We start from the raw sequence: 22,523 nt of genomic DNA, 5'->3' as shown, positions 1-22,523 counted from the left end.
TGCAGATAGCGGTAACATCGGCATGGCGGCACCCTTGCATCGGGCGGGGCTTGGGTTCAGGTTCGCAGCAGTTCCATTCATAAGCGATAGGCCCGCCATGACCCCCCAAGATCAGTCCCGGCAGACGAAAGCCCTGTGCCAGCTGGCGCCGGTGATCCCGGTCATCGTCATCAAGGACGTGGCCCATGCCGAGGGGCTGGCCCGTGCGCTGGTCGCGGGCGGGTTGCCGGTGCTGGAGGTGACGCTGCGCTCGGACGCCGCGCTTGACGCGATCCGCGCCATGAGCGGCGTCGCGGGCGGCCATGTCGGCGCGGGCACCGTGCTGACCCCGGACGACGCCAAGCGCGCCAAGGACGCGGGCGCCAGCTTCGCGGTCTCTCCGGGCCTGACCGATCGGCTGATCGCCGCCTGCGAGGATCTGGCCCTGCCGCTGCTGCCCGGCGCCGTCACCGCCTCCGAAGTGATGCGGGCCGCCGATGCGGGCTTCGACATGCTCAAGTTCTTCCCGGCCGAGGCCGTGGGCGGCGCCCCCGCACTGAAATCGCTGGCAGGCCCCCTGCCCCGCATCAGCTTCTGCCCCACGGGCGGCGTGACACCCCAGAACGCCGGCAGCTATCTGTCGCTGCCCAACGTGATCTGCGTCGGCGGCAGCTGGATCGTGACCGATGCCGACATGGCCGCCGGCAACTGGCAGGCGATCGAGGATCGCGCCCGCACCGCCGCCGCCCTTCGCGGCTGACCATGGACCTGGCGCGCGCCCGCAGGAACGTCGCGGTCCTCGTGCTGGCACAGGCGATCCTGGGCGCGCAGATGTCGGTCATCTTCATCGTGGGGGGGCTTGCGGGACAGATCCTGTCGCCGCATCCCTGCCTGGTGACGCTGCCGCTGTCGATGATCATCCTGGGCTCGACCCTGTCGGCACGGCCGCTGGCGCGCTTCATGCAGGCGCGCGGGCGGCAGGCGGGGTTCCTGCTGGCCGTGGCGGCGGGGGCCTTGGGCGCGGCGATCGCGGCGGCGGGGCTGTGGCTGGGCTCGTTCGCGCTGTTCATGGTCGGGTCGGGGCTGACCGGCATCTACATGTCGGCGCAGGGCTTCTATCGGTTTGCCGCCACCGACACCGCGCCCGAGGATTACGCCCCAAAGGCCATCAGTCTGGTCATGGCCGGGGGCTTGGCCGCCGCCATCATCGGCCCCGCGCTGGTGCGCATGACCAGCGACCTGACCGCCGTGCCGTTCCTGGCGACCTATCTGGCGGTGATCGGCCTGAACCTGGCAGGACCGCTGCTGTTCGCCTTTCTGGACATCCCCAAGCCGCCCGCGCCGGTGGCGGGCGCATCCACGGGGCGCCCGATGGGGCAGATCCTGCGCACCCCCGCCATCGCCGTGGCCATGGTCTGCGGCATGGTCTCCTATGCGCTGATGAACCTGGTGATGACATCGACGCCGCTGGCGGTGGTGGGCTGCGGCTATGACACGGCGGATGCCGCCAATATCGTCAGCGCGCATGTGCTGGCCATGTTCGCGCCCAGCTTCGTCACCGGCCACCTGATCGCACGCTTCGGACCGGAGCGGATCGTCGGGTTGGGCTTGGCGATCCTGGCCGCCGCTGGCGCTGTCGCCCTGTCCGGGGTGGAACTGGAGCAGTTCTTCATCGCTCTGATCCTGCTGGGGATCGGCTGGAATTTCGGCTATATCGGCGCCACCACCATGCTGACCCGCGCCCATGCCCCCGAGGAACGCGGCCGCGTTCAGGGCATGAACGATTTCGTGGTCTTCGGCGGTGTGTTCCTGGCGTCGCTGTCGTCGGGCGGGCTGATGAACTGTTCGGGCGGGTCCATCGTCGCGGGCTGGAACGCGGTGAACCTGGCGATGCTGCCGTTCCTGGCGCTGGCGGGCGGGGCGCTGATTTGGCTGGTCATGCGCCCGCGCCCCGCCTGAGGTCAGATCAGGGTCTTCTGTTCCGGCGGCGCGGGCTTGCGACGTTTGGGCTTCTCGGGGGCCGCGTCGGGGCGCACGGCCACGCGGCGGTCGCCCGCGAATTGCAGCTCCATCCGCGGGGTCCGGGCGGCGACCTCGGGCGTGGTGATCACCCCGCCCTCCGGCTCGCGCAGGATCACGAAGCCGCGCCGCAGCGTCTGTTCGTGCCCCAGGGACAGCCGCATCCGGTCCAGCCGGACCAGCGCATCCTGCCGCTGACGGCGGATGCGGGCTATCGCCGCAACCAGCCGCCGGTCCAGATCGGCCAGACGCGCGCCCTGCTGCGCCGTCACGCGCCGCGTATCGGCCAGGACCCGCACCAACGAATTGTCCAGGCGCTGGCGCAGCTGCGCCAGACGGTCGCGCGGACGCTCCAGCCGCCGGGCGCGCGCGCCCTCCAGCCGCATCAGCGCGCGGTCCATTCCGGCGCGCTTGCCTTGGGTGAACTGGCGCAGCATCGCCGCGGGCATGGGCCGCGAGGCCAGCTGCTGCCGTCGCGCCCGCGCCAGCTGCCGCAGCGCTGGCTCCAGCCGCCCGCCCCAGAGATCCAGCCGCTGCCGCGCGCCTTCGGTCAGGGCGCCGGGACGCCCCAGGGCGCGGGCCAGATCGCGCAGGCGCTGACGTGGGCGTTGGATCGCCTGCGCATTGCTGCGCGCCATCCGCGCCCCGGTCTCGGCCAGGCGCGCGGCCAGGTCGGCGCGGACTGGCACCGCCATCTCGGCCGCGGCCGTCGGCGTCGGCGCGCGCCGGTCCGAGGCGAAGTCGATCAGCGTCGTGTCCGTCTCATGCCCCACGGCCGAGATCAGGGGGATGGCGCTTTCCGCCGCCGCCCGCACGACCGATTCTTCGTTGAAGCCCCACAGATCCTCCAGCGACCCGCCGCCGCGCGCCACGATGATCAGGTCCGGCCGGGGGATCGGCCCGCCCGGCGACAGCGCGTTGAAGCCCCGGATCGCGGCCGTCACCTGCGGCGCGCAACCCTCGCCCTGCACGGCCACCGGCCAGATGATCACGCGGGTCGGAAAACGGTCGCGCAGCCGGTGCAGGATGTCGCGGATCACCGCACCGGACGGCGAGGTCACCACCCCGATAACCCGCGGCAGGAACGGCAGCGCGCGCTTGCGGTCCTGATGGAACAACCCCTCGGCCGCCAGGGCCTTGCGACGCTTCTCCAGCGTGGCCATCAGCGCGCCCGCACCGGCGGGCTCGATCTGATCGACGATCATCTGGTATTTCGACTGGCCCGGAAAGGTCGTCAGGCGGCCGGTGGCGATGACCTCCATCCCCTCCTCGGGGCGCTGGATCAGGCGGGCGGCCTGCCCCTTCCAGGTGACGGCGGCCAGCACGGCGCGGTCGTCCTTCAGGTCGAAATAGAGATGCCCCGATCCGGGACGGGACACGCGCCCGACCTCGGCCCGGACGCGGACGCGGCCGAACTGGTCCTCGATGCTGCGTTTGACCGCGCCGGACAGTTCGGACACGGTGAATTCATGCGCGTTGCTGCCCGGTTCCGGGGCATCGTCCATGTCGTCGTCCAGCAGGTCCATGCGTCTTGTTCCCTTGTCCGGGCCAGACTAGAACGCCGCAAGGTCAAGCGAAAGGGCGGCAGATGAATATCCTGATCCTGGGGGGCGGCGGGCGCGAACATGCGCTGGCCTGGGCGATCCGGCAGAATCCGAAATGCGACCGCCTGATCGTGGCACCCGGCAATGCGGGCATCGCGGGCGTGGCCGAATGCGCCGACCTGGACGTGCTGTCGCGGGCCGAAGTGCTGGAATTCGCGCAGGAGAACGCCGTCGACTTCGTCATCGTCGGCCCCGAGGCGCCCCTGGCCGCGGGCGTGTCCGACGCGCTGCGCGATGCGGGCTTCCTGGTCTTTGGCCCGTCGCAGGCCGCGGCCCAGCTGGAGGCCTCCAAGACCTTCACCAAGGAAGTCTGCGACGCCTGCGCCGCCCCCACCGCGGCCTGGGCACGCTTTACCGATGCCGCCGCCGCGCGCGATTACGTGACCGCCCAGGGCGCGCCCATCGTGGTCAAGGCCGATGGGCTGGCCGCCGGCAAGGGCGTCACCGTGGCCGAGACGGTGGACCAGGCCCATACCGCCATCGACGACATCTTCGACGGGGCCTTCGGCGACATGTCCGTCGTCATCGAGGAGTTCATGGACGGAGAGGAGGCCAGCTTCTTCATCCTGTCCGACGGCACCGACTGCCTGGCCATCGGCACCGCCCAGGACCACAAGCGCGTGGGCGATGGCGATACCGGCCCGAATACTGGCGGCATGGGCGCCTACAGCCCCGCCCCGGTGCTGACGCCGGCGATCCAGGACCAGGTGATGGCGCGCATCGTGCGCCCGACCATCGCGGAAATGGCCCGGCGCGGCATGCCCTTCCAGGGGGTGCTCTATGCTGGGCTGATGATCGCGGACGGACAGGCGCGGCTGGTCGAATACAACGTCCGCTTCGGCGACCCGGAATGCCAGGTGCTGATGATGCGGCTTGGCGGGCAGGTCTTGGACCTGTTGCTGGCCTGCGCCGAGGGGCGGCTGGCCCAAACCCCCGTGACCTGGGCCGACGATCACGCCCTGACGGTGGTCATGGCGGCCCAGGGCTATCCTGGCAACTATGCCAAGGGGACCGTCATCGGCGGCCTGCAGGCCCTGCCCGAAACCAGCTTTCAGATGACCTTCCACGCGGGCACGGCCGACCGCGATGGCGCGGTTGTCGCCACCGGTGGGCGCGTGCTGGCCTGCACCGGGCGCGGCGCAACCCTGGCCGAGGCGCATCAGCGCGCCTATGCGCTGGTCGACGCGATCGACTGGCCGCAGGGCTTCTGCCGCCGCGACATCGGCTGGCGCGCGCTGTGAACCCATGACAAAGGGCCGGCCCCGCGGCGGGGCCGGCCCTTGGACGCCGTCGGGACGATCCGGTCAGATCGGCGAATACAGCCCTTCGTAGATCGGCAGAAGGGTGTCCGTCTCGAACAGGCTGCTGACCGAGGTGCCGTTCCAGATATTCAAAATCGCCTGCGTGAACATCGGTGCGGTAGGCACGATGCGGATGTTGGGCGCGTTCCTGACCGCATCGGTGGGCTGGATCGAATCGGTGATGACCAGCGATTTCATCACCGAATTGGTGACCCGCTCGACCGCCGGGCCAGAAAGGACGCCGTGGGTGATGTAGGCATGGACCTCGGTCGCGCCGTTGTCGGTCAGCACCTGCGCCGCCTTGACCAGAGTGCCGGCGGTGTCGCAGATGTCGTCCACGATGATGCAGGCCTTGCCCGCCACGTCACCGATCACGGTCATCTCGGCGATCTCTCCGGCCTTCTCGCGGCGCTTGTCGACGATGGACAGGGGCGCACCGATCCGGGTGGCCAGTTCGCGGGCCCGGGCCACGCCGCCGACGTCGGGCGACACGACCATCAGGTCGTTCATCCGTCCCTTGAAGTGATGCTGCACGTCCAGCGCAAAGACCGGCGCCGCATAGAGGTTGTCCACCGGCACGTCGAAGAAGCCCTGGATCTGGGCCGCGTGCAGGTCCAGCGTCAGGACGCGGTCCACGCCCGCCTCGGTCAGCAGGTTCGCGACCAACTTGGCGCTGATCGGGGTGCGGGCCTTGGCGCGGCGGTCCTGGCGGGCATAGCCGAAATAGGGAATCACCGCCGTGATGCGCGCGGCCGACGACCGGCGCAGCGCGTCGGTCATGATCAGCAGCTCCATCAGGTTGTCGTTGGCTGGGTTCGACGTGGGCTGGATGATGTACATGTCCTCGCCGCGAACGTTCTCATAGACCTCGACGAAGATCTCCTGGTCGTTGAAGCGTTCGACGCGGGCGTCCAGCAGGTTGACGCTCATGCCGCGATGCAGGGACATGCGCCGCGCGATGGACTGGGCCAGCGGTCGGTTGGCGTTTCCGGAAATCAGCTTGGGTTCGGTCATGACGGGCATGGGGCGGGCCTTTGGCGGTTGCGTCAGATTGCGGTTGCCTTAGCACCGGGCTAGCCTGCGGGCAAACCCGGAAAGGACAAGGCCATGGCCCATATCGACTATTATCTGGGGACGATCAGCCCCTGGTGCTATCTTGCCGGCGACCGCCTGGAACAGATCGCCGCCCGGCACGGCGCGCAGATCACCTACAAGCCCCTGGACCTGCTGCAACTGTTCGACCGGACCGGCGGGGTGCGCCCGGCGCAGCGCCATGCCAGCCGGATGGAATACCGCAACCAGGAACTGCCACGGTGGGCCGACCATCTGGACATGCCCCTGAACCTCAAGCCCGCGCATTGGCCGGTGAACATGGCGCCGTCGTCCTATGCCATCATCGCCGCGCAGGCGGCGGGGGGCGATGTCGGCGCGCTGGTCCAGGGCTTTCTGCGGGCGGTCTGGGCCGAGGAACGCGACATCAGCGACGACGCGGTGATCCGCGACATCCTGGGCGCCAACGGGTTCGACCCGTCCCTGGCCGACACAGGCCTGTTCGTGGGCGCCGAGACCTATGGCCGCAACCTGGAACAGGCGGTGGCCGCCGGGGCCTTCGGCGCCCCCTTCTATGTCGTGCGCGAGACCGATCAGCGGTTCTGGGGTCAGGACCGGCTGGACTTTCTGGACCGCCATCTGGCCGCGCTATGAGCGGACTGCACCTGCGGCACTGGCCGGGCGATCCGGATCGCCCGGCACTGGCGCTGCATTGCATGATGGGCAGCGGGTCGGCCTGGGGTCCGATCGCGCGGCTGCTGGATGGGCGCATCAATCTGCGAGGCTTCGACATGCCGGGCCACGGGCGCAGCGACGACTGGCAGCCACAGCCCGACGGCCCCGACTATCACACCGCGGTCACGCGTCTGGCGGCGGCGATGATCGACCGGCCGTTGGACCTGATCGGTCACAGCTTCGGCGCGACCGTGGCGCTGCGCATCGCGGTCGCGGCGCCCGATGCCGTGCGCAGCCTGACCCTGATCGAACCGGTGCTGTTCGCCGCCTGCCCGGACCCGGCCCAGGACGCGCTGGATGCCCGCATGGCCGACCTTCTGGACCAGGGCCAGGACGACCAGGCCATGGCGGCCTTCCTGTCGGTCTGGGGCGCGCAGGACCCCGACCGCCTGCCCCCCGAGGCCCGCGCCCAGATGGTGCGTCAGATCCGGCTGGTGGCCGGGACCGGCGACGCGATTCGCCATGACAGCGCCCGCATCCTGCGCGAGGGCGGGTTGGAGCAGGTCGACGCACCGGTGCTGCTGATCCAGGGGGCCAACAGCCCGGCGGTGATCGGCGGCATCATCGACGCGCTGGCGGGCCGGTTGCCCGATGTCGGGCGCGCCACGATCCCCGGTGCCGGCCACATGGCGCCCCTGACCCATCCGGAACAGGTCGCGGGACTGATCGGGGTCAACCTGGACCGCGCCTAAAGAATGAAGTCCTGTTCGTCGGGCACGGCCCCGATGGCCATCCACTCCACCCGCATCCGCGCGATGCGGGTGTCGCCCCAAGTGCGGAACAGGATGTCGAACCCGGTCAGGGTCACGTTCTCGACCTGCAGGTCGCCGCGCTGGTTGCGATCGCTGTCCAGGTCCCACATCCCGACGCCAAGATGCACGACAGGCGGCGCCACGAAGCGGTCGCCGAACTCGACACGCTGGCGGTGCGACCGATCGCCCGTCTCGGTCCACATCGGCCCCTGCGTGTCGAAATCAGAGACCATCGTGACCGCACCGCGTGCGATCCCGATCTCGTGGGTTGCAAATCGTATCATCCGGTCCTTCCCGTCACCCGCGCGGCGATGCTAGCGGCGGCCAGGGTGAAAAAAAAGCCCCGGCATTGCCGGGGCCATTCAAGATGTCGATGGTCGGACGGATCAGTCCGGAACCGTCGATTGATTGGGGTCCAGCCCGATATGGGTGCCAAGCGCCTGCATGTCGCCCAGAAGCTTGACGGCGGCGGTCACGACCTCTTCGCCGACATGCTCGCGCCGATCCTTGGCGCTGCGATGGGCGCGGTGGGCGTCCTTCATCATGTCGTTGTAGACGTCCTGCGTGATCTCCTCGCGCGGGTGTCCGCGTTCGGCCAGCAGGCTAACGCTGTCCTGGTTGATCTCGGCAAAGCCGCCGGTGACGGCGAATTCGCTGGTGGTGCCGTCGGCACCCACCAGGATCACCATGCCCGGACGCAGGGTCACGATCGTGGGCGCATGGCCGGGCATGGCGGTCAGATCGCCATCGCTGCCCGGCAGGCGCACCTCGCGCACGGGAACGGAGGCGAGGCTCCGTTCCGGCGACACGAGGTCGAACTGCATGGTATCGGCCATTCTGCCCCCTTACGCCGCTTCTGCGGCCAGACGCTCTGCCTTGGCCTTCACGTCGTCGATGTCGCCGACCATGTAGAAGGCCGATTCCGGCAGGTGGTCGTACTCACCCGCGACGACCGCCTTGAACGAAGCGATGGTCTTCTCCAGCGGCACCTGGACGCCGTCGGAACCGGTGAAGACCTTGGCGACGTCGAAGGGCTGCGACAGGAAGCGCTGGATCTTGCGCGCGCGGGTCACGGTCAGCTTGTCCTCTTCGGACAGTTCGTCCATGCCCAGGATCGCAATGATGTCCTGCAGCGACTTGTACTTCTGCAGGATGCCCTGCACGTCGCGCGCCACCTGATAGTGCTCCTCACCGACGACGGCGGGGTCCAGGATGCGCGAGTTGGAGTCCAGCGGGTCCACGGCCGGGTAGATGCCCAGTTCCGAGATTGCGCGCGACAGAACCGTCGTGGCGTCCAGGTGGGCGAAGGTCGTGGCGGGCGCCGGGTCGGTAAGGTCGTCGGCCGGGACGTAGACGGCCTGGATCGAGGTGATCGAGCCGTTCTTGGTCGAGGTGATGCGTTCCTGCATCGCGCCCATGTCGGTGGCCAGCGTCGGCTGATAGCCCACGGCGGACGGGATGCGGCCCAGCAGAGCCGACACTTCGGACCCGGCCTGGGTAAAGCGGAAGATGTTGTCCACGAAGAACAGGACGTCCGTGCCCGACGCGTCGCGGAACTGCTCCGCCAGGGTCAGACCGGTCAGGGCGACGCGCATGCGGGCCCCCGGCGGCTCGTTCATCTGGCCATAGACCAGGGCCACTTTCGAATCGACCAGGTTGTCGGGAACGATGACGCCTGATTCGACCATCTCGTGGTACAGGTCGTTGCCCTCGCGGGTGCGCTCACCCACGCCGGCGAACACCGAATAGCCCGAGTGCACCTTGGCGATGTTGTTGATCAGTTCCATGATCAGAACCGTCTTGCCCACACCGGCGCCGCCGAACAGGCCGATCTTGCCGCCCTTGGAATAGGGAGCCAGCAGGTCGATGACCTTGATGCCGGTCACCAGGATCTCCGAGCTGGTCGCCTGCGCGGCGAAGTCCGGAGCGGCCTGGTGGATGGCGCGGGTCTCGCTGGTGGCCAGGGCTTCGCCCTCGTCCACGGGCTCGCCCACGACGTTCAGGATGCGGCCCAGGGTCACGTCGCCCACGGGCACCATGATCGGGTTGCCGGTGTCGGTCACGACCTCGCCGCGGACCAGACCTTCGGTCGCGTCCATGGCGATGGTGCGGACGGTGTTCTCGCCCAGATGCTGGGCAACTTCCAGCACCAGCGTCTTGCCGTTGTTTTGGGTTACCAGCGCGTTCAGAATCGCGGGAAGCCGGTCTTCGAACTGCACGTCAACGACGGCGCCGATCACCTGCGTGATTTTACCAGTAGCCTCTGCCATGTTGTCACCTTTGCTTTACGGTCAGAGCGCCTCGGCGCCCGCAATGATTTCGATCAGCTCCGTGGTGATCGCAGCCTGACGCGAGCGGTTGTACTGCGTCGTCAGCCTGTCGATCATGTCGCCCGCGTTGCGCGTGGCGTTGTCCATGGCACTCATCCGCGCGCCCTGCTCGGACGCCGCATTCTCCAGAAGCGCCGCAAAGATCTGCGTGGCCACCGAACGGGGCAGCAGATCGGCCAGCAGTTCTTCCTCGCCCGGTTCGTAGTCGTAGAGGGCGTTCGTCTCGGACGCGCCCTCGGGGATTTCGGCGGGGATGATCTGGCGCGCGGTCGGAACCTGGCTGATCACCGATTCGAACCGGTTGTAGAAGATCGTCGCCACGTCGAAATCGCCGGTGTCGAAGCGGGTCAGCACCTCGTCGGCGATGGCGCGGGCCGTGTCATAGCCCATGCGCTTGACCTCGGAGAGGTCGACATGGTGCACGAACAGGCTGCCATAGTCGCGCTTGAGCTGCTCGCGGCCCTTCTTGCCGACGGTCAGGATCGCGACGTCCTTGCCTTCGGCGCGCAGCCGATCGGCGTGCTGGCGGGCCAGACGCACGATCGAGCTGTTGAAGCCGCCGGCCAGGCCGCGTTCCGCCGTCATCACGACCAGCAGATGACGCTTGTCGTCGCCCGTTCCGGCCAGCAGGCGGGGCGCGCCGGACTGGCCTGCCGCATTCGCGGTCAGGCCGGCCATGACGGCCGCCATGCGGTCGGCATAGGGACGCGCGGCTTCCGCCGCGTCCTGCGCCCGGCGCAGTTTCGCGGCGGCGACCATCTGCATCGCCTTGGTGATCTTCCGCGTGTTCTTGACGCTTCCGATCCGGTTCTTGAGATCCTTGAGACTGGGCATCTATTCCCCCCTCAGGCGCGGGTGCGGTTGTATTCGTCCAGCGCCGCCTTGATCGAGGCTTCCAGCTCGCCGCTGACCTTACGGTCGTTGCGGGTCATGTCCTCCAGCAGGTCGGACTTCTGGCCGCGCAGGAAGTGGATCAGACCGTCTTCCCAGGCAACGACGTCGCGCACGGGCACGTTGTCGATATAGCCCTTGGTGCCGGCATAGATCACGATGACGATCTCGGCGTTGGTCAAGGGACGGTACTGCGGCTGCTTCATCAGCTCGGTCAGGCGCGAACCGCGGTTCAGCAGGCGCTGCGTCGCGGCGTCCAGATCCGAACCGAACTGGGCGAAGGCGGCCATCTCGCGGTACTGCGCCAGTTCCAGCTTGACCGGACCCGCGACGGATTTCATCGCCTTGGTCTGGGCGGCCGAACCCACGCGGCTGACCGACAGACCGGTGTTCACGGCAGGGCGGACGCCTTGGAAGAACAGTTCGGTCTCCAGGAAGATCTGGCCGTCGGTGATCGAGATCACGTTAGTCGGGATATAGGCCGACACGTCGCCCGCCTGCGTCTCGATGATCGGCAGCGCGGTCAGCGAGCCCGAGCCGTTGGCCTCGTTCAGCTTGGCCGAACGCTCCAGCAGGCGCGAGTGCAGATAGAAGACGTCGCCCGGATAGGCTTCGCGTCCGGGCGGACGGCGCAGCAGCAGCGACATCTGGCGATAGGCCACGGCCTGCTTGGACAGGTCGTCATAGATGATCAGCGCGTCCATGCCGTTGTCGCGGAAGTATTCGCCGATCGCGGTGCCCGAATAGGGCGCCAGGAACTGCATCGGCGCCGGATCGGACGCGGTCGCGGCCACCACGGTGGTGTAGGCCATGGCGCCGGTCTCTTCCAGCTTCTTGACCAGCTGGGCCACGGTCGAGCGCTTCTGGCCGACGGCGACATAGATGCAGTGCAGGGTCTTCATGCCCTCGGCCTCACGGCCGTTGTAGCTCATCTGGTTCAGGATCGTGTCTAGCGCGATGGCTGTCTTGCCGGTCTGACGGTCGCCGATGATCAGCTCGCGCTGGCCGCGGCCGACGGGGATCATGGCGTCGACCGACTTCAGGCCGGTCGCCATCGGCTCGTGGACCGACTTGCGCGGCATGATGCCGGGGGCCTTCATGTCGGCGATGCGGCGCTCGGTCGTCTCGATCGGGCCCTTGCCGTCGATCGGGTTGCCAAGGCCGTCCACGACGCGACCCAGCAGGGCCTTGCCGACCGGAACGTCCACGATCGAGCGCGTGCGCTTGACGGTGTCGCCTTCCTTGATCGAGCGGTCGTCGCCGAAGATCACGATACCGACGTTGTCGGTCTCGAGGTTCAGCACCATGCCGCGGATTCCGCCGGGGAATTCGACCATCTCGCCGGCCTGGACCTTGTCCAGACCATAGACGCGCGCGATGCCGTCACCGACGGACAGGACCTGACCAACTTCGGCAACTTCGGCGTCCTGGCCGAAGTTCTTGATCTGCTCCTTGAGGATCGCCGAAATTTCGGCAGCCTGGATTCCCATTATCCGACCTCTTTCATGACATTCTGCAGGGAAGCGAGCTTCGAGCGGACCGAACTGTCGATCATCTGCGAGCCCAACTTGACAATCATGCCGCCGATGAGGGTCTCATCGACGCGCGTGTTCAGCTTGACCGTCTTGCCGGATTTCTCGGCCAGGGTCTGTTTCAGGCGGTCCATCTGCGCATCGGTCAGCGCGATGGCGCTGGTGACGTCGGCGGTGACCTCGCCCCGCTCCGTGGCGATCAGCTCCGCCAGGCGGGCGGTCAGCTGCGGCAGCACGAACAGGCGGCGATTCTTCGCCATCAGCTGCAGCGTGTTGGCCAGCACCGGCGACAGGCCCATGCGGGTCGACAGCGCGCCGATCGCGGCCGCCTGCTGGTCGCGGGAATAGATCGGGCTGGCGATCAGGTCGCGCAGCTCGGCGCTGTCGTGCAGGGCGGCGTTCAGATCGTCGGTCTGGGTGGCCAGGGCGTCCATGCCCCCGCTTTCCTTCGCGATCTCGAAGACGGCCTGCGCATAGCGTCCGGCGATGCTCTGGGAGATGGAAACAGAGTTGGCCACGGTCATCCTTTACGGTTTGCGCAAACCCCGCTGGCGGGCCGGGCTGCTGCCTGGTCTGTCGCGGGGTGCGGGTCGCGGTCGCGCGGCTGATGGAAGGTCGCGCGCAAATCTGGGGCGTCTCTAGCAGGTGATTTGACGCCCGGCAACCGTCCAGGGCCCTGAAACGCGGGCCTTTGCGACAAACGGCGCAGGATCGGCGAAACCCCACGGGGACAGCGCTAACACCCCGCATCCCGGGCCCGCGCACCGTGCGGCAGGATGTCGCATCAGAGGCCGGTTTCAGTCGATTTCGCGGGCCGTCGGGGCGGCTTGCGGACGCGGGCGGGCCACCCCGTCCAGGATCTCCAGCGGACTGGGCACATGGATTCGCACCCCGGGGCCGACCGGCGCGCGGGCATGCTTGGACAGTTCGACCATGATGACGCCGGCGATCAGCACCCGGCTGATCCGCGCGCCGGTGCGTTCCCAGAACTGGGCGCTGCGCAGCCAGAATCGCCGGTCCGAGGGCGGGATATAGATGGCGCTGCCATGCCAATCGGGCTGGAACCCCGCGCGGCGCATCTGCGCCTCGATCTGACCGGTGGTGTAGGACCGCCCAAAGCCGAAGGGCGTGCGGTCCGACGCGGCCCACAGGCCCGCCCGGTTCGGCACCATCAGCATCATCCGCCCGCCCGGACCCAGGCAGCGCCATGCCTCGGTCAGCAGTTCGCGGGGATGCTCGCTGGTCTCCAGCCCGTGCAGCATGACCAACCGGTCCAGGCTGCCGGTCTGGATGGGCCATGCGGTCTCGTCGCACAGGACGGCATGGTTGGGCATGCCCGCGGGCCAGCCCATCACCCCCTGCGGGCCGGGCATCAGCGCGGTCACCCGCCGCGCGGTCGGCAGATAGGGCCGCAGCATCGGCGCCGCGAACCCGAACCCTGCCACGGTCATGCCGCTGCTGCGCGCAGGGTCCCACCGCGCCGTCAGCCGGTCGCGCAGGATCCGCTGGACCACGCGCCCCAGCGCCCGCTGGTAATAGAACCGTCGCAGCTGGTCGATGTCGTGGTGCATTGCGCGCAGGTCCCGGTTTTGACAGGCTCAGGTGAACACATGGTCAAGGATTTGCCAATGCCGCTGGAACTGGTCACGCTGCGCTGTCTCAAGGACAACTACGCCTATCTGCTGCATTCCGACGCGGGCACCGTGCTGATCGACGCGCCCGAGGCCATGCCGGTCCTGACCGAGCTGGAGGCGCGGGGCTGGGGGCTGGACGCGATCCTGCTGACCCATCACCACGACGACCACATCCAGGCCGTGCCGGAGATCGTCGCCGCCACCGGTGCGCGGGTCATCGGGGCCGCCGCCGATGCGCATCGCCTGCCGCCGCTGGACGTCAGCGTCGCGCCCGGAGAGCCGCTGGAGGTTCTGGGCGAACCCGTCCACGTGATCGACGTGTCGGGCCATACCGTGGGCCACGTTGCGTTTCATTTTCCGAACAGTGCGATGGCCTTCACCGCCGACAGCCTGATGGCCCTGGGCTGCGGCCGCCTGTTCGAGGGCGACCCCGCGACGATGTGGGACAGCCTGTCGCGGCTGAACGCCCTGCCCGGCGACACGCTGATCTGTTCGGGGCACGACTATTGCACGGGCAACGGCGCCTTTGCCCTGTCGGTCGATCCCGACAACACGGCGCTGCAGGACCGCCTGTCGGCCATCGCCGAAGCGCGCATCCCTTGCGCCCCTGCCACGCTGGAGGTGGAGCGCGCCACGAACCCCTTCCTGCGCCCCGCCGCGCTGGCACCGACGCTTGGGATGGCGGGGGCGGACGACGCGCAGGTCTTTGCCCGCCTGCGCCGGATGAAGGACGATTTCTGAGGCCTGCGGCATCGGCGCGCGGGGGCGTGCCGGCCCCGCGCTTGAAATGCGGGCTTTGCGACATCACATCTGCCTCAAGCGTGGGAAAATCGTGGCACCTGTCTGAAAAATCACTTGAAGCCGAACGAAATCCACCAAATCTTAACCCTACCGTGACAGTCTGGGCAGGTGGGCCGCGAACAGCCCATACCGCCAGCCGACTGACAGGAGACGACCGTGCCAAGTTTCTCGACCTCCCTGGAACAGGCCATTCACCAGGCGCTTGCGCTGGCGAACGAACATCGACACGAGCTTGCGACGCTGGAACACCTGTTGCTGGCGCTGACCGAGGAACCCGATGCGGTCAAGGTCATGCGCGCCTGCAACGTGGACCTCGAGGATCTGCGCAAGACGCTGGTCGATTTCATCGAGGATGACCTGTCGACCCTGATAACCGACGTCGAAGGTTCGGAGGCCGTGCCCACGGCCGCGTTCCAGCGCGTCATCCAGCGCGCGGCGATCCACGTGCAAAGCTCGGGCCGGCAGGAGGTCACCGGCGCGAACGTGCTGGTCGCGATCTTTGCCGAGCGCGAATCGAATGCGGCCTTCTTCCTGCAGGAGATGGACATGACCCGTTACGACGCGGTCAACTTCATCGCCCATGGCGTGGCCAAGAACCCGTCCTTCAACGAGCCCCGCAAGGTGGTCGGATCGGAGGAGCCGGTCGAGCAGAGCAAGGCCGAGGCCGCCCCCGACCCCAAGGACGAGACCGCGCTTGGCAAGTACTGCGTCGACCTGAACGTCAAGTCAAAGAAGGGCGACGTGGACCCGCTGATCGGCCGCGAGGCCGAAGTCGAGCGCGCGATCCAGGTCCTGTGCCGGCGGCGCAAGAACAACCCGCTGCTGGTGGGTGATCCGGGCGTGGGCAAGACCGCCATCGCCGAGGGCCTGGCGCTGAAGATCACCCGCGGCGAGACCCCCGAGGTCCTGGCCGGTGCGACGATCTTCTCGCTGGACATGGGCGCGCTGCTGGCGGGCACCCGCTATCGCGGCGATTTCGAGGAGCGGCTGAAGGCCGTCGTCAAGGAACTGGAGGCGCATCCCGACGCAATCCTGTTCATCGACGAGATCCACACCGTGATCGGTGCGGGCGCGACCTCTGGCGGGGCGATGGATGCGTCGAACCTGCTGAAACCCGCGTTGGCGGGCGGCAAGCTGCGCTGCATGGGCTCGACGACCTACAAAGAGTATCGCCAGCACTTCGAGAAGGACCGCGCGCTGAGCCGCCGGTTCCAGAAGATCGACGTCAACGAGCCTTCGGTGCCGGACACCATCAAGATCCTGATGGGCCTGAAGCCGCATTTCGAGGCGCATCACGACCTGCGCTATACCAATGACGCGATCAAGTCGGCGGTGGAGTTGGCGGCACGCTACATCAACGACCGCAAGCTGCCCGACAGCGCGATCGACGTCATCGACGAGGCCGGTGCCGCCCAGCATCTGGTCAGCGAGAGCAAGCGCCGCAAGACGATCAGCCCCAAGGAGATCGAGGCCGTCGTGGCCAAGATCGCCCGCATCCCGCCCAAGAACGTCAGCAAGAACGACGCCGAGGTCCTGCGCGATCTGGATGCCGGTCTGAAGCGCGTCGTGTTTGGCCAGGACAATGCCATCGAGATGCTGTCCAGCGCCATCAAGCTGGCCCGTGCGGGCCTGCGCGAACCGGAGAAGCCCATCGGCAACTACCTGTTCGCGGGCCCGACCGGTGTCGGCAAGACCGAGGTGGCCAAGCAGCTGGCCTCCAGCCTGGGGGTCGAGTTGATCCGCTTCGACATGTCGGAGTATATGGAGAAGCATGCCGTCAGCCGCCTGATCGGCGCGCCTCCGGGCTACGTCGGCTTCGACCAGGGCGGCCTGCTGACCGACGGCGTGGACCAGCACCCGCATTGCGTGCTGCTGCTGGACGAGATCGAGAAGGCGCATCCGGATGTGTTCAACATCCTGCTGCAGATCATGGATGCGGGTCGCCTGACCGACCATAACGGCCGGACCGTCGATTTCCGCAACGTGATCCTGATCATGACCTCGAACGCGGGTGCCGCAGATCAGGCCAAGGCCGCGATCGGCTTTGGACGCGACCGGCGCGAGGGCGAGGACACCGCCGCGATCGAGCGGACCTTCACGCCCGAGTTCCGCAACCGTCTGGACGCGATCATCTCCTTTGCGCCGCTGTCGCGCGACGTCGTGGTCCACGTCGTCGAGAAGTTCGTGCTGCAACTGGAAGCGCAGCTGATGGACCGCAACGTCCATATCGAACTGACCCCCGAGGCTGCGAACTGGCTGGCCGAAAAGGGATACGACGACCGCATGGGCGCCCGCCCCTTGGGCCGCGTGATCCAGGAAAGCATCAAGAAGCCCCTGGCCGAGGAACTGCTGTTCGGCCGCCTGACCAAGGGCGGCGTGGTGCGCGTTAAGATCGAGGACGACAAGCCGGCCTTCGACATCACCGGCCCCGATGCCCCACGGATCGGCAAGTCCAAAACACCCTTGCTGACAGCTGAATAAGCGCGAAAGGCCCCGCCACCACAGCGGGGCCTTTTTCGTCATGGGCCGGCGTTCCTGAACGCCGCCGCCCATGAACCAGAACCGACGATCGCGACAAGGGATGCGGGGGCGACGCCCCCCCGCGCGGGGCGGGCCCCCTCAATGGGGGTCCGCCCCGCTCCGGATCAAGGTGTAATCAGCCGTGCCGGGATCAAGCCGCGCAAGGCGTTGCCGCAGTAAAGCTGGCCGTGCTGCAGATCCGCCACCGTCAGCACGGCCTCCTGTGCCCGACCATCGGCCAGCAGCGTCTCGCGCAGGACGCCCGGCAGCAACCCGCTGCGCGACGGCGGCGTCAGCAGTCGACCATCGCGGCGCAGGAAGATGTTGGTGATCGTGCCCTCGCACAGCTCCCCGTCGGCGTTCCTCAGCAACCCTTCGTCGATGCCGGGGGGCAGCGCCGCGCGGGCGGCGTCATAGATCGGTCGATGCGATGTCTTGATCCGCAACCATGGGTCGCCCGCCTCAAGGCGCATGTCCGACAGGACCACCCGCCAGACCGCCGGGTTCGGCGGCAGCGGTGCATGGGTCAGGGCGACCTGCCCCGCCTGATCGACCGACAGTCGCGCCCGAAGAGCCGCACCATGCGGCAGCCCCGCCAACGCCGCCGTGACGCTGTCTTCGTCCAGCGCGATGCCGGTCGCCGCGCAGCCGCGGCGCAGACGTGCCAGATGGCGCGGCCACAGGGGGATACGGCCGTCCGCCTCGGCGCGCATCGTCTCGAAGACGGTCAGGCCTTCGGGGTTCGGCCCAAGAATGCGGCCTTGCACAGTGCTTCCTCCCATTCGGACCCGGCTTGGCTGTCATGCACGATGCCGCCGCCGACATTCAGGCGCAACCGCCCCGGCGTTTCCACCCAAGGCGACCGGATCGCCACGTTGAACCGCATCGGCCCCGCCGGATCGACCCATCCGATGGCCCCGCAATAGACCTCGCGCGCGGCGCCCTCCAGTTCGGCAATGATCTGCATCGACCGGACCTTGGGCGCTCCGGTGATCGACCCACAGGGAAACAGCGCCGCCAGGATCTGTGCCAGCCCCGCGTCGGGCGCCAGCTGACCCTGCACTGTCGAGACCATCTGATGCACGGTGGCATAGGTCTCGACATGGAACAGCTGCGGGACGCGAACGGTGCCGGGCAGGCAGATGCGGCTGATGTCGTTGCGCAACAGGTCGACGATCATCAGGTTCTCGGCCCGGTTCTTGGCCGATCCGTGCAGCGCCTGCGCGGCCTGCGCGTCATTTGCCGGGGTGTCGCCGCGGGCGGCCGTGCCCTTCATCGGGCAGGTGGTGATGCGCCTGTCGGCATCGACGGCAAAGAACAGCTCGGGCGAGCGCGACAGGACGACCGGCCCTCCCAGATCGACAAAGGCCCCCTCGCCCACCGGCTGTCGGGCGGCCAGCGCGGCATAGATCGCCAAGGGATCGCCCTCGACCTCGGCCTGCAACGGGAATGTCAGGTTGATCTGATAGGTGTCGCCTGATTCGATCAGTCCGTGCACAGCCGCGATGGCCGCGTCATAGCGCGCGCGATCCCACAGGGGGCGCACCCCGCCGATGGCGACGCCGTCGGGTGACGGCAGCGGATCCGCGGGATGGGGGCCGTCAAAAACCCCCATCAGGATCAGCGGCATCTGCCGGTCCGCAGGCATCAGCCCGGCCAGCCGCGGGATAAGCGCGTGACCCAGTTCGTAGGACAGATACCCCGCAAGCCAGCAACCCCGCTCGGTCGCCGCCTGCATCGCGGCCAGAGCCGGCCCCACGCCCACCGCGCTGTCCGCCCGGATGATCGCCTTCGGGGCGCGGAACAGCGTGCCGTCGCCCAAGGGCCCGGTGTCGAACCGGATCTGCCCGCCCGTCACGTGGCGGCCTTTTTCGCAGCGGCGCGGCCTTCCTTGATCTTGGCCGCCAGATCGCGTGCCACGGCGAAGGCGCCCTTGATGCGTTCGCCGTCGGTGGCAAAGTCGCGCTTCAGCACGACCTTGTTGTCGGTGACCTTGGCGGTGCCGCGTTCGTCGGACAGGAAATCGACCAGCCCGGCGGGGTTGGGGAACTTGTCCTGATGGAACTGGACCGTGATGCCCTTGGGGCCCACGTCCAGCTTGGCGATATTGGCGCGCTTTGCCATCGCCTTGATACGGATCACCAGCAACAGGGTGTTGACCTCGCGCGGCAGCGGGCCGAAGCGGTCGATCAGTTCCGCCGCAAAGCCCTCCAGCTCAACCTTGGTCGTCAGGTCGGCCAGGCGTCGATACAAACCCAGCCGCACGTCCAGATCGGGGATATAGCTGTCGGGAATGGTCACCGGCACACCCAGGTTCAGCTGCGGCGCCCATTCGTCCTCGGGCGTGCCCTCCAGCTCTCCGGATTTCAGCTTGGCGATCGTCTCCTCCAGCATGGCCTGGTACAGCTCGAACCCGACCTCCTTGATGTGGCCCGACTGCTCCTCTCCCAGAAGGTTGCCGGCACCGCGCAGGTCAAGGTCCTGGGACGCCAGGTTGAAGCCCGCGCCCAGGCCGTCGATGTTGCCCAGGAACTTCAGCCGCCGCATCGCCTGCGGCGTCAGCGGCGCACGCGGCTTGGTGGTCAGGTACGCATAGGCCCGCGCCTTGGAACGACCCACGCGACCGCGGATCTGGTACAGCTGCGACAGGCCGAACATGTCGGCGCGCCAGACGATCATCGTGTTCGCGGTCGGGATATCCAGCCCCGATTCGACGATGGTCGTGGCCAGCAGGATATCGTGGCTGCCGTCGTAGAAGGCGTTCATGCGGCTGTCCAGGTCGCCCGCCGCCAGCTGGCCATGCGCCACGATATAGGACATCTCGGGCATGTTCTCGGTCAGCCAATGCTCGATCTCGGGCAGGTCGGTCAGGCGGGGCACGACAAAGAACGACTGCCCGCCGCGATACTTCTCGCGCAGCAGCGCCTCGCGGATGGTGACGGTGTCGAATTCGCTGACATAGGTGCGGATCGCCAGGCGGTCGACCGGCGGCGTGCCGATCACCGACAGGTCGCGCACCCCCGTCAGCGACAGCTGCAGCGTGCGCGGAATGGGCGTCGCGGTCAGGGTCAGCACGTGGATGTCGCTGCGCAGCTCCTTGAGCCGCTCCTTGTGGCCGACGCCGAAATGCTGCTCCTCGTCGATGATGAGCAGGCCCAGGTTCTTGAACCGCACGCCCTTGGCCAGCACTGCATGGGTGCCCACGACGATGTCCACGCTGCCGTCAGACAGGCCGGTGCGGGTGGCCGACGCGTCCTTGGCACTGACAAAGCGCGACAGCGGGCGGACGGTGATGGCGGTGCCGCGAAACCGTTCGACGAAGCTGCGGTAGTGCTGGCGGGCCAGGAGGGTCGTGGGGGCCACGACGGCGACCTGCATCCCCTGGCTGGCCGCGATGAAGGCCGCGCGCATGGCGACCTCGGTCTTGCCGAACCCCACGTCGCCCACGATCAGGCGGTCCATCGGGCGGCCGATGGCCAGATCGCCGGCCACGTCCTCGATGGCGGACAGCTGGTCGTCGGTCTCGCTATAGGGGAAGCGCGCGGCAAAGGCCTGCCAGTCGTGATCGTCGGGCTCCAGCACCGGGGCGGGACGCAGCAGGCGCTCGGCGGCGACGCGCATCAGCTTGTCGGCGATCAGCTTGATGCGTTCCTTCAGCTTGGCCTTGCGGGCCTGCCAGGCTCCGCCGCCAAGCCGGTCCAGCAGGCCCTCCTCGTGGCCGTACCGCGACAGCAGCTCGATGTTCTCGACCGGCACGAACAGCCGGTCGCCGCCTGCATATTCCAGCGCCACGCAGTCATGCGGCACCTTCATCGCCATGATCGTCTCGATGCCGGTGTATCGGCCGATGCCGTGTTCGACATGCACGACCAGATCGCCGGGCGACAGGGTCTGGGTGTCCTTCAGGAAGTTGTCGGCCTTGCGCCGTTTCTTGGCGCCACGGATCAGCCGGTCGCCCAGCACATCCTGTTCCGAGATCACCGCCAGCCGCCCCAAGGCGCTGCCGTCGGCCACGAAACCCTCGTCCAGGGGCCAGACGGTCAGGCCGATGCTGCCCGGCTGGTCCGGCAGGTCGCGGATGTCCGCGATGGGCTTGGCCCCGGCCAGCCCCTCGTCCGTCAGAAGACCGGACAGGCGTTCGCGTGCGCCGTCGGAAAAGCTGGCGATGATGACGCGGTGGGTGCGCGCCAGCGCCTTGACGTGATCGGCAAGCGCACCAAACAGGTTGATCTGCTCGGCCTGGCGTTCGGGGGCAAAGTTGCGCCCCTGGCGGCCGCCCGCGTCCAGCACGCCCGGCCCGGGCGGCTGCTGCAGGACCGACAGGCGCAGCACCCGGTGCGGGGCCAGCCAGGCGTCCCATTCGGCATCTGTCGGAAACATCGCGTCGGGTGGCACGGGCTTATAGACCGTGTCGGCCCGCCCCTTGGCAGCCATCGCGGCGCGACGCGCCTCGAACTGTTCGCGGATCATCGTGCGGCGGGCGTCGATCACCTGGCCGATATGATCGTCCAGCACCACCGACGCGCCGGGGGCATAGTCGAACAGGCTCTCCATCCGGTCGTGAAACCACGGCAGCCAATGTTCCATGCCGGCCGTCTTGCGGCCCGCGCTGACGCTTTCGTACAGCGGATCGCTGGTCCCGCCGCCGTATTCGGTGCGATAGCTTTGCCGGAACCGGGTGATCGAGGGTTCGTCCAGGATGACCTCGGACATTGGCGCCAGCTCGATCCGGTCCAGCTTTTCGGTGGTGCGCTGCGTGTCGGGATCGAACCGCCGCGCGCCGTCCAGCACGTCGCCGAACAGGTCCATGCGGATCGGCCCGGTGGTGCCGGGAGGATAGATGTCGATGATGCCGCCGCGGATCGCGTAATCGCCCGGGTCGGTCACGGTCGCGGTCTGCGCGAACCCCATGCGCACCAGGAACTCGCGCAGGGCGACCTCGTCGATGCGGTCGCCCACGCGCGCGATGAAGGCCGTGCCGCGGACCAGATCGCGGGCCGGCACCCGTTGCAGCACCGCATTCAGCGTAGTCAGCAGGACGAACGGTCCCTTGATGCGCCCCTGCGCCAGCCCCGCCAGCGTCGCCATGCGCGCGGCCTGAACCTCGGGCGCCGGAGAGATGCGGTCATAGGGCGTCGTGTCCCAGGCCGGGAAATCCAGCACCGGCAGATGCGGCGCCATGAAGGTCAGCGCCTGGCGCATCGCCTCCATGCGGCGGTCGTCGCGGGCCACGTGGATCACGGGCGCGCCACGGTTCTCGGGTCGCGCCGCCTCGCGCGCGATCAGCGCGGCGTCATAGCCTTCGGGCGCACCGGACAGGATCAGCTTGTCGGACATGGATGCTGACCTAAGCGGCTGCGCGGGGAAGTCAAGCG

The 22,523-nt window shown here is 68.0% G+C and carries 19 protein-coding genes; 7 read left to right on the top strand and 12 right to left on the bottom strand.

Annotation, left to right across the window (positions count from 1 at the left end; genetic code table 11):
- Positions 1 to 97 precede the first annotated feature (97 nt).
- Both eda and FHD67_RS12220 read left to right on the top strand, forming a co-directional pair.
- Complete coding sequence (gene eda / locus FHD67_RS12225) at positions 98 to 739, top strand: bifunctional 4-hydroxy-2-oxoglutarate aldolase/2-dehydro-3-deoxy-phosphogluconate aldolase (RefSeq protein WP_045982919.1); 642 nt, start codon at positions 98 to 100, stop codon at positions 737 to 739.
- A 2-nt stretch (positions 740 to 741) separates the two neighbouring features.
- Positions 742 to 1,938 carry an MFS transporter gene (locus FHD67_RS12220; RefSeq protein ID WP_139598835.1) on the top strand — a complete coding sequence of 399 codons (1,197 nt, stop codon included), beginning with the start codon at positions 742 to 744 and terminating at the stop codon, positions 1,936 to 1,938.
- Positions 1,939 to 1,940: 2 nt separating this feature from the next.
- On the opposite strand, the gene xseA is transcribed toward FHD67_RS12220, so the two are convergent.
- Positions 1,941 to 3,524, bottom strand: coding sequence for an exodeoxyribonuclease VII large subunit (xseA, locus tag FHD67_RS12215; RefSeq protein ID WP_139598834.1), 1,584 nt, complete (start codon positions 3,522 to 3,524; stop codon positions 1,941 to 1,943).
- A 62-nt stretch (positions 3,525 to 3,586) separates the two neighbouring features.
- On the opposite strand from xseA, the gene purD reads away from it, so the two are divergent.
- A complete protein-coding gene (purD, locus tag FHD67_RS12210; RefSeq protein WP_139598833.1) occupies positions 3,587 to 4,843 on the top strand; it encodes a phosphoribosylamine--glycine ligase in 1,257 nt (418 codons plus the stop codon).
- Between the two features lie 63 nt (positions 4,844 to 4,906).
- On the opposite strand, the gene FHD67_RS12205 is transcribed toward purD, so the two are convergent.
- The gene (locus FHD67_RS12205; protein WP_045982951.1) at positions 4,907 to 5,926 is read right to left on the bottom strand and encodes a ribose-phosphate pyrophosphokinase; all 1,020 of its coding nucleotides are present in this window, start codon (positions 5,924 to 5,926) and stop codon (positions 4,907 to 4,909) included.
- An 84-nt stretch (positions 5,927 to 6,010) separates the two neighbouring features.
- Between FHD67_RS12205 and FHD67_RS12200 the strand changes: the two genes are divergently transcribed.
- Entirely contained in the window at positions 6,011 to 6,607 is a 597-nt protein-coding gene (locus FHD67_RS12200) for a 2-hydroxychromene-2-carboxylate isomerase (protein WP_139598832.1), read from the top strand.
- Complete coding sequence (locus FHD67_RS12195; RefSeq protein ID WP_139598831.1) at positions 6,604 to 7,380, top strand: alpha/beta fold hydrolase; 777 nt, start codon at positions 6,604 to 6,606, stop codon at positions 7,378 to 7,380. The genes FHD67_RS12200 and FHD67_RS12195 overlap by 4 nt, the downstream gene beginning before the upstream one ends.
- On the opposite strand, the gene FHD67_RS12190 is transcribed toward FHD67_RS12195, so the two are convergent.
- The 7 genes from FHD67_RS12190 to FHD67_RS12160 all read right to left on the bottom strand — a co-directional run bounded on the left by FHD67_RS12190 (position 7,377) and on the right by FHD67_RS12160 (position 13,764).
- Positions 7,377 to 7,724 carry an H-type lectin domain-containing protein gene (locus FHD67_RS12190; RefSeq protein ID WP_045982954.1) on the bottom strand — a complete coding sequence of 116 codons (348 nt, stop codon included), beginning with the start codon at positions 7,722 to 7,724 and terminating at the stop codon, positions 7,377 to 7,379. The genes FHD67_RS12195 and FHD67_RS12190 overlap by 4 nt on opposite strands.
- Before the next feature lie 102 nt (positions 7,725 to 7,826).
- Positions 7,827 to 8,276 (bottom strand): F0F1 ATP synthase subunit epsilon, encoded by a 450-nt coding sequence (locus tag FHD67_RS12185; protein WP_045982955.1) that lies wholly within the window; start codon positions 8,274 to 8,276, stop codon positions 7,827 to 7,829.
- A gap of 9 nt (positions 8,277 to 8,285) precedes the next feature.
- A complete protein-coding gene (gene atpD, locus FHD67_RS12180; RefSeq protein ID WP_045982956.1) occupies positions 8,286 to 9,710 on the bottom strand; it encodes a F0F1 ATP synthase subunit beta in 1,425 nt (474 codons plus the stop codon).
- A 21-nt stretch (positions 9,711 to 9,731) separates the two neighbouring features.
- Positions 9,732 to 10,604: a F0F1 ATP synthase subunit gamma gene (locus FHD67_RS12175; RefSeq protein WP_139598830.1), complete on the bottom strand. Its 873-nt coding sequence runs from the start codon at positions 10,602 to 10,604 to the stop codon at positions 9,732 to 9,734.
- Positions 10,605 to 10,615: 11 nt separating this feature from the next.
- Complete coding sequence (atpA, locus tag FHD67_RS12170) at positions 10,616 to 12,151, bottom strand: F0F1 ATP synthase subunit alpha (protein ID WP_046001072.1); 1,536 nt, start codon at positions 12,149 to 12,151, stop codon at positions 10,616 to 10,618.
- Positions 12,151 to 12,717, bottom strand: coding sequence for a F0F1 ATP synthase subunit delta (locus tag FHD67_RS12165; protein WP_045982959.1), 567 nt, complete (start codon positions 12,715 to 12,717; stop codon positions 12,151 to 12,153). The genes atpA and FHD67_RS12165 overlap by 1 nt, the downstream gene beginning before the upstream one ends.
- Before the next feature lie 273 nt (positions 12,718 to 12,990).
- On the bottom strand, positions 12,991 to 13,764 hold the full coding sequence (locus FHD67_RS12160) for a methyltransferase domain-containing protein (RefSeq protein WP_046001073.1): 774 nt from the start codon (positions 13,762 to 13,764) through the stop codon (positions 12,991 to 12,993).
- A gap of 57 nt (positions 13,765 to 13,821) precedes the next feature.
- Here FHD67_RS12160 and gloB point away from each other — a divergent pair, with 57 nt between their 5' ends.
- Together gloB and clpA are read left to right on the top strand one after the other, a co-directional pair.
- Positions 13,822 to 14,568, top strand: coding sequence for a hydroxyacylglutathione hydrolase (gloB, locus tag FHD67_RS12155; RefSeq protein ID WP_139598829.1), 747 nt, complete (start codon positions 13,822 to 13,824; stop codon positions 14,566 to 14,568).
- 216 nt (positions 14,569 to 14,784) lie between these two features.
- On the top strand, positions 14,785 to 17,109 hold the full coding sequence (clpA, locus tag FHD67_RS12150; RefSeq protein WP_045982962.1) for an ATP-dependent Clp protease ATP-binding subunit ClpA: 2,325 nt from the start codon (positions 14,785 to 14,787) through the stop codon (positions 17,107 to 17,109).
- A 164-nt stretch (positions 17,110 to 17,273) separates the two neighbouring features.
- Here clpA and FHD67_RS12145 read toward each other — a convergent pair whose 3' ends face one another.
- From FHD67_RS12145 to mfd, 3 genes are read right to left on the bottom strand one after another with little or no spacing between them, the layout of a single operon-like run.
- Entirely contained in the window at positions 17,274 to 17,915 is a 642-nt protein-coding gene (locus FHD67_RS12145; protein ID WP_246071283.1) for an aminotransferase class IV family protein, read from the bottom strand.
- Positions 17,876 to 19,006, bottom strand: a complete 1,131-nt coding sequence (locus FHD67_RS12140) for an aminodeoxychorismate synthase component I (RefSeq protein WP_139598828.1) — start codon at positions 19,004 to 19,006, stop codon at positions 17,876 to 17,878. Before FHD67_RS12140 ends, FHD67_RS12145 begins: the two co-directional genes overlap by 40 nt.
- Positions 19,003 to 22,485, bottom strand: coding sequence for a transcription-repair coupling factor (mfd, locus tag FHD67_RS12135; RefSeq protein WP_139598827.1), 3,483 nt, complete (start codon positions 22,483 to 22,485; stop codon positions 19,003 to 19,005). Before mfd ends, FHD67_RS12140 begins: the two co-directional genes overlap by 4 nt.
- Between the last annotated feature and the right edge of the window lie 38 nt (positions 22,486 to 22,523).

The sequence above is a fragment of the Paracoccus haeundaensis genome, from assembly GCF_006239215.1.
Classification (GTDB): Bacteria; Pseudomonadota; Alphaproteobacteria; order Rhodobacterales; family Rhodobacteraceae; genus Paracoccus; species Paracoccus marcusii.
Note: the sequence above shows the minus strand (reverse complement) of the source record. Positions and strands in the feature narration are given on the sequence as shown.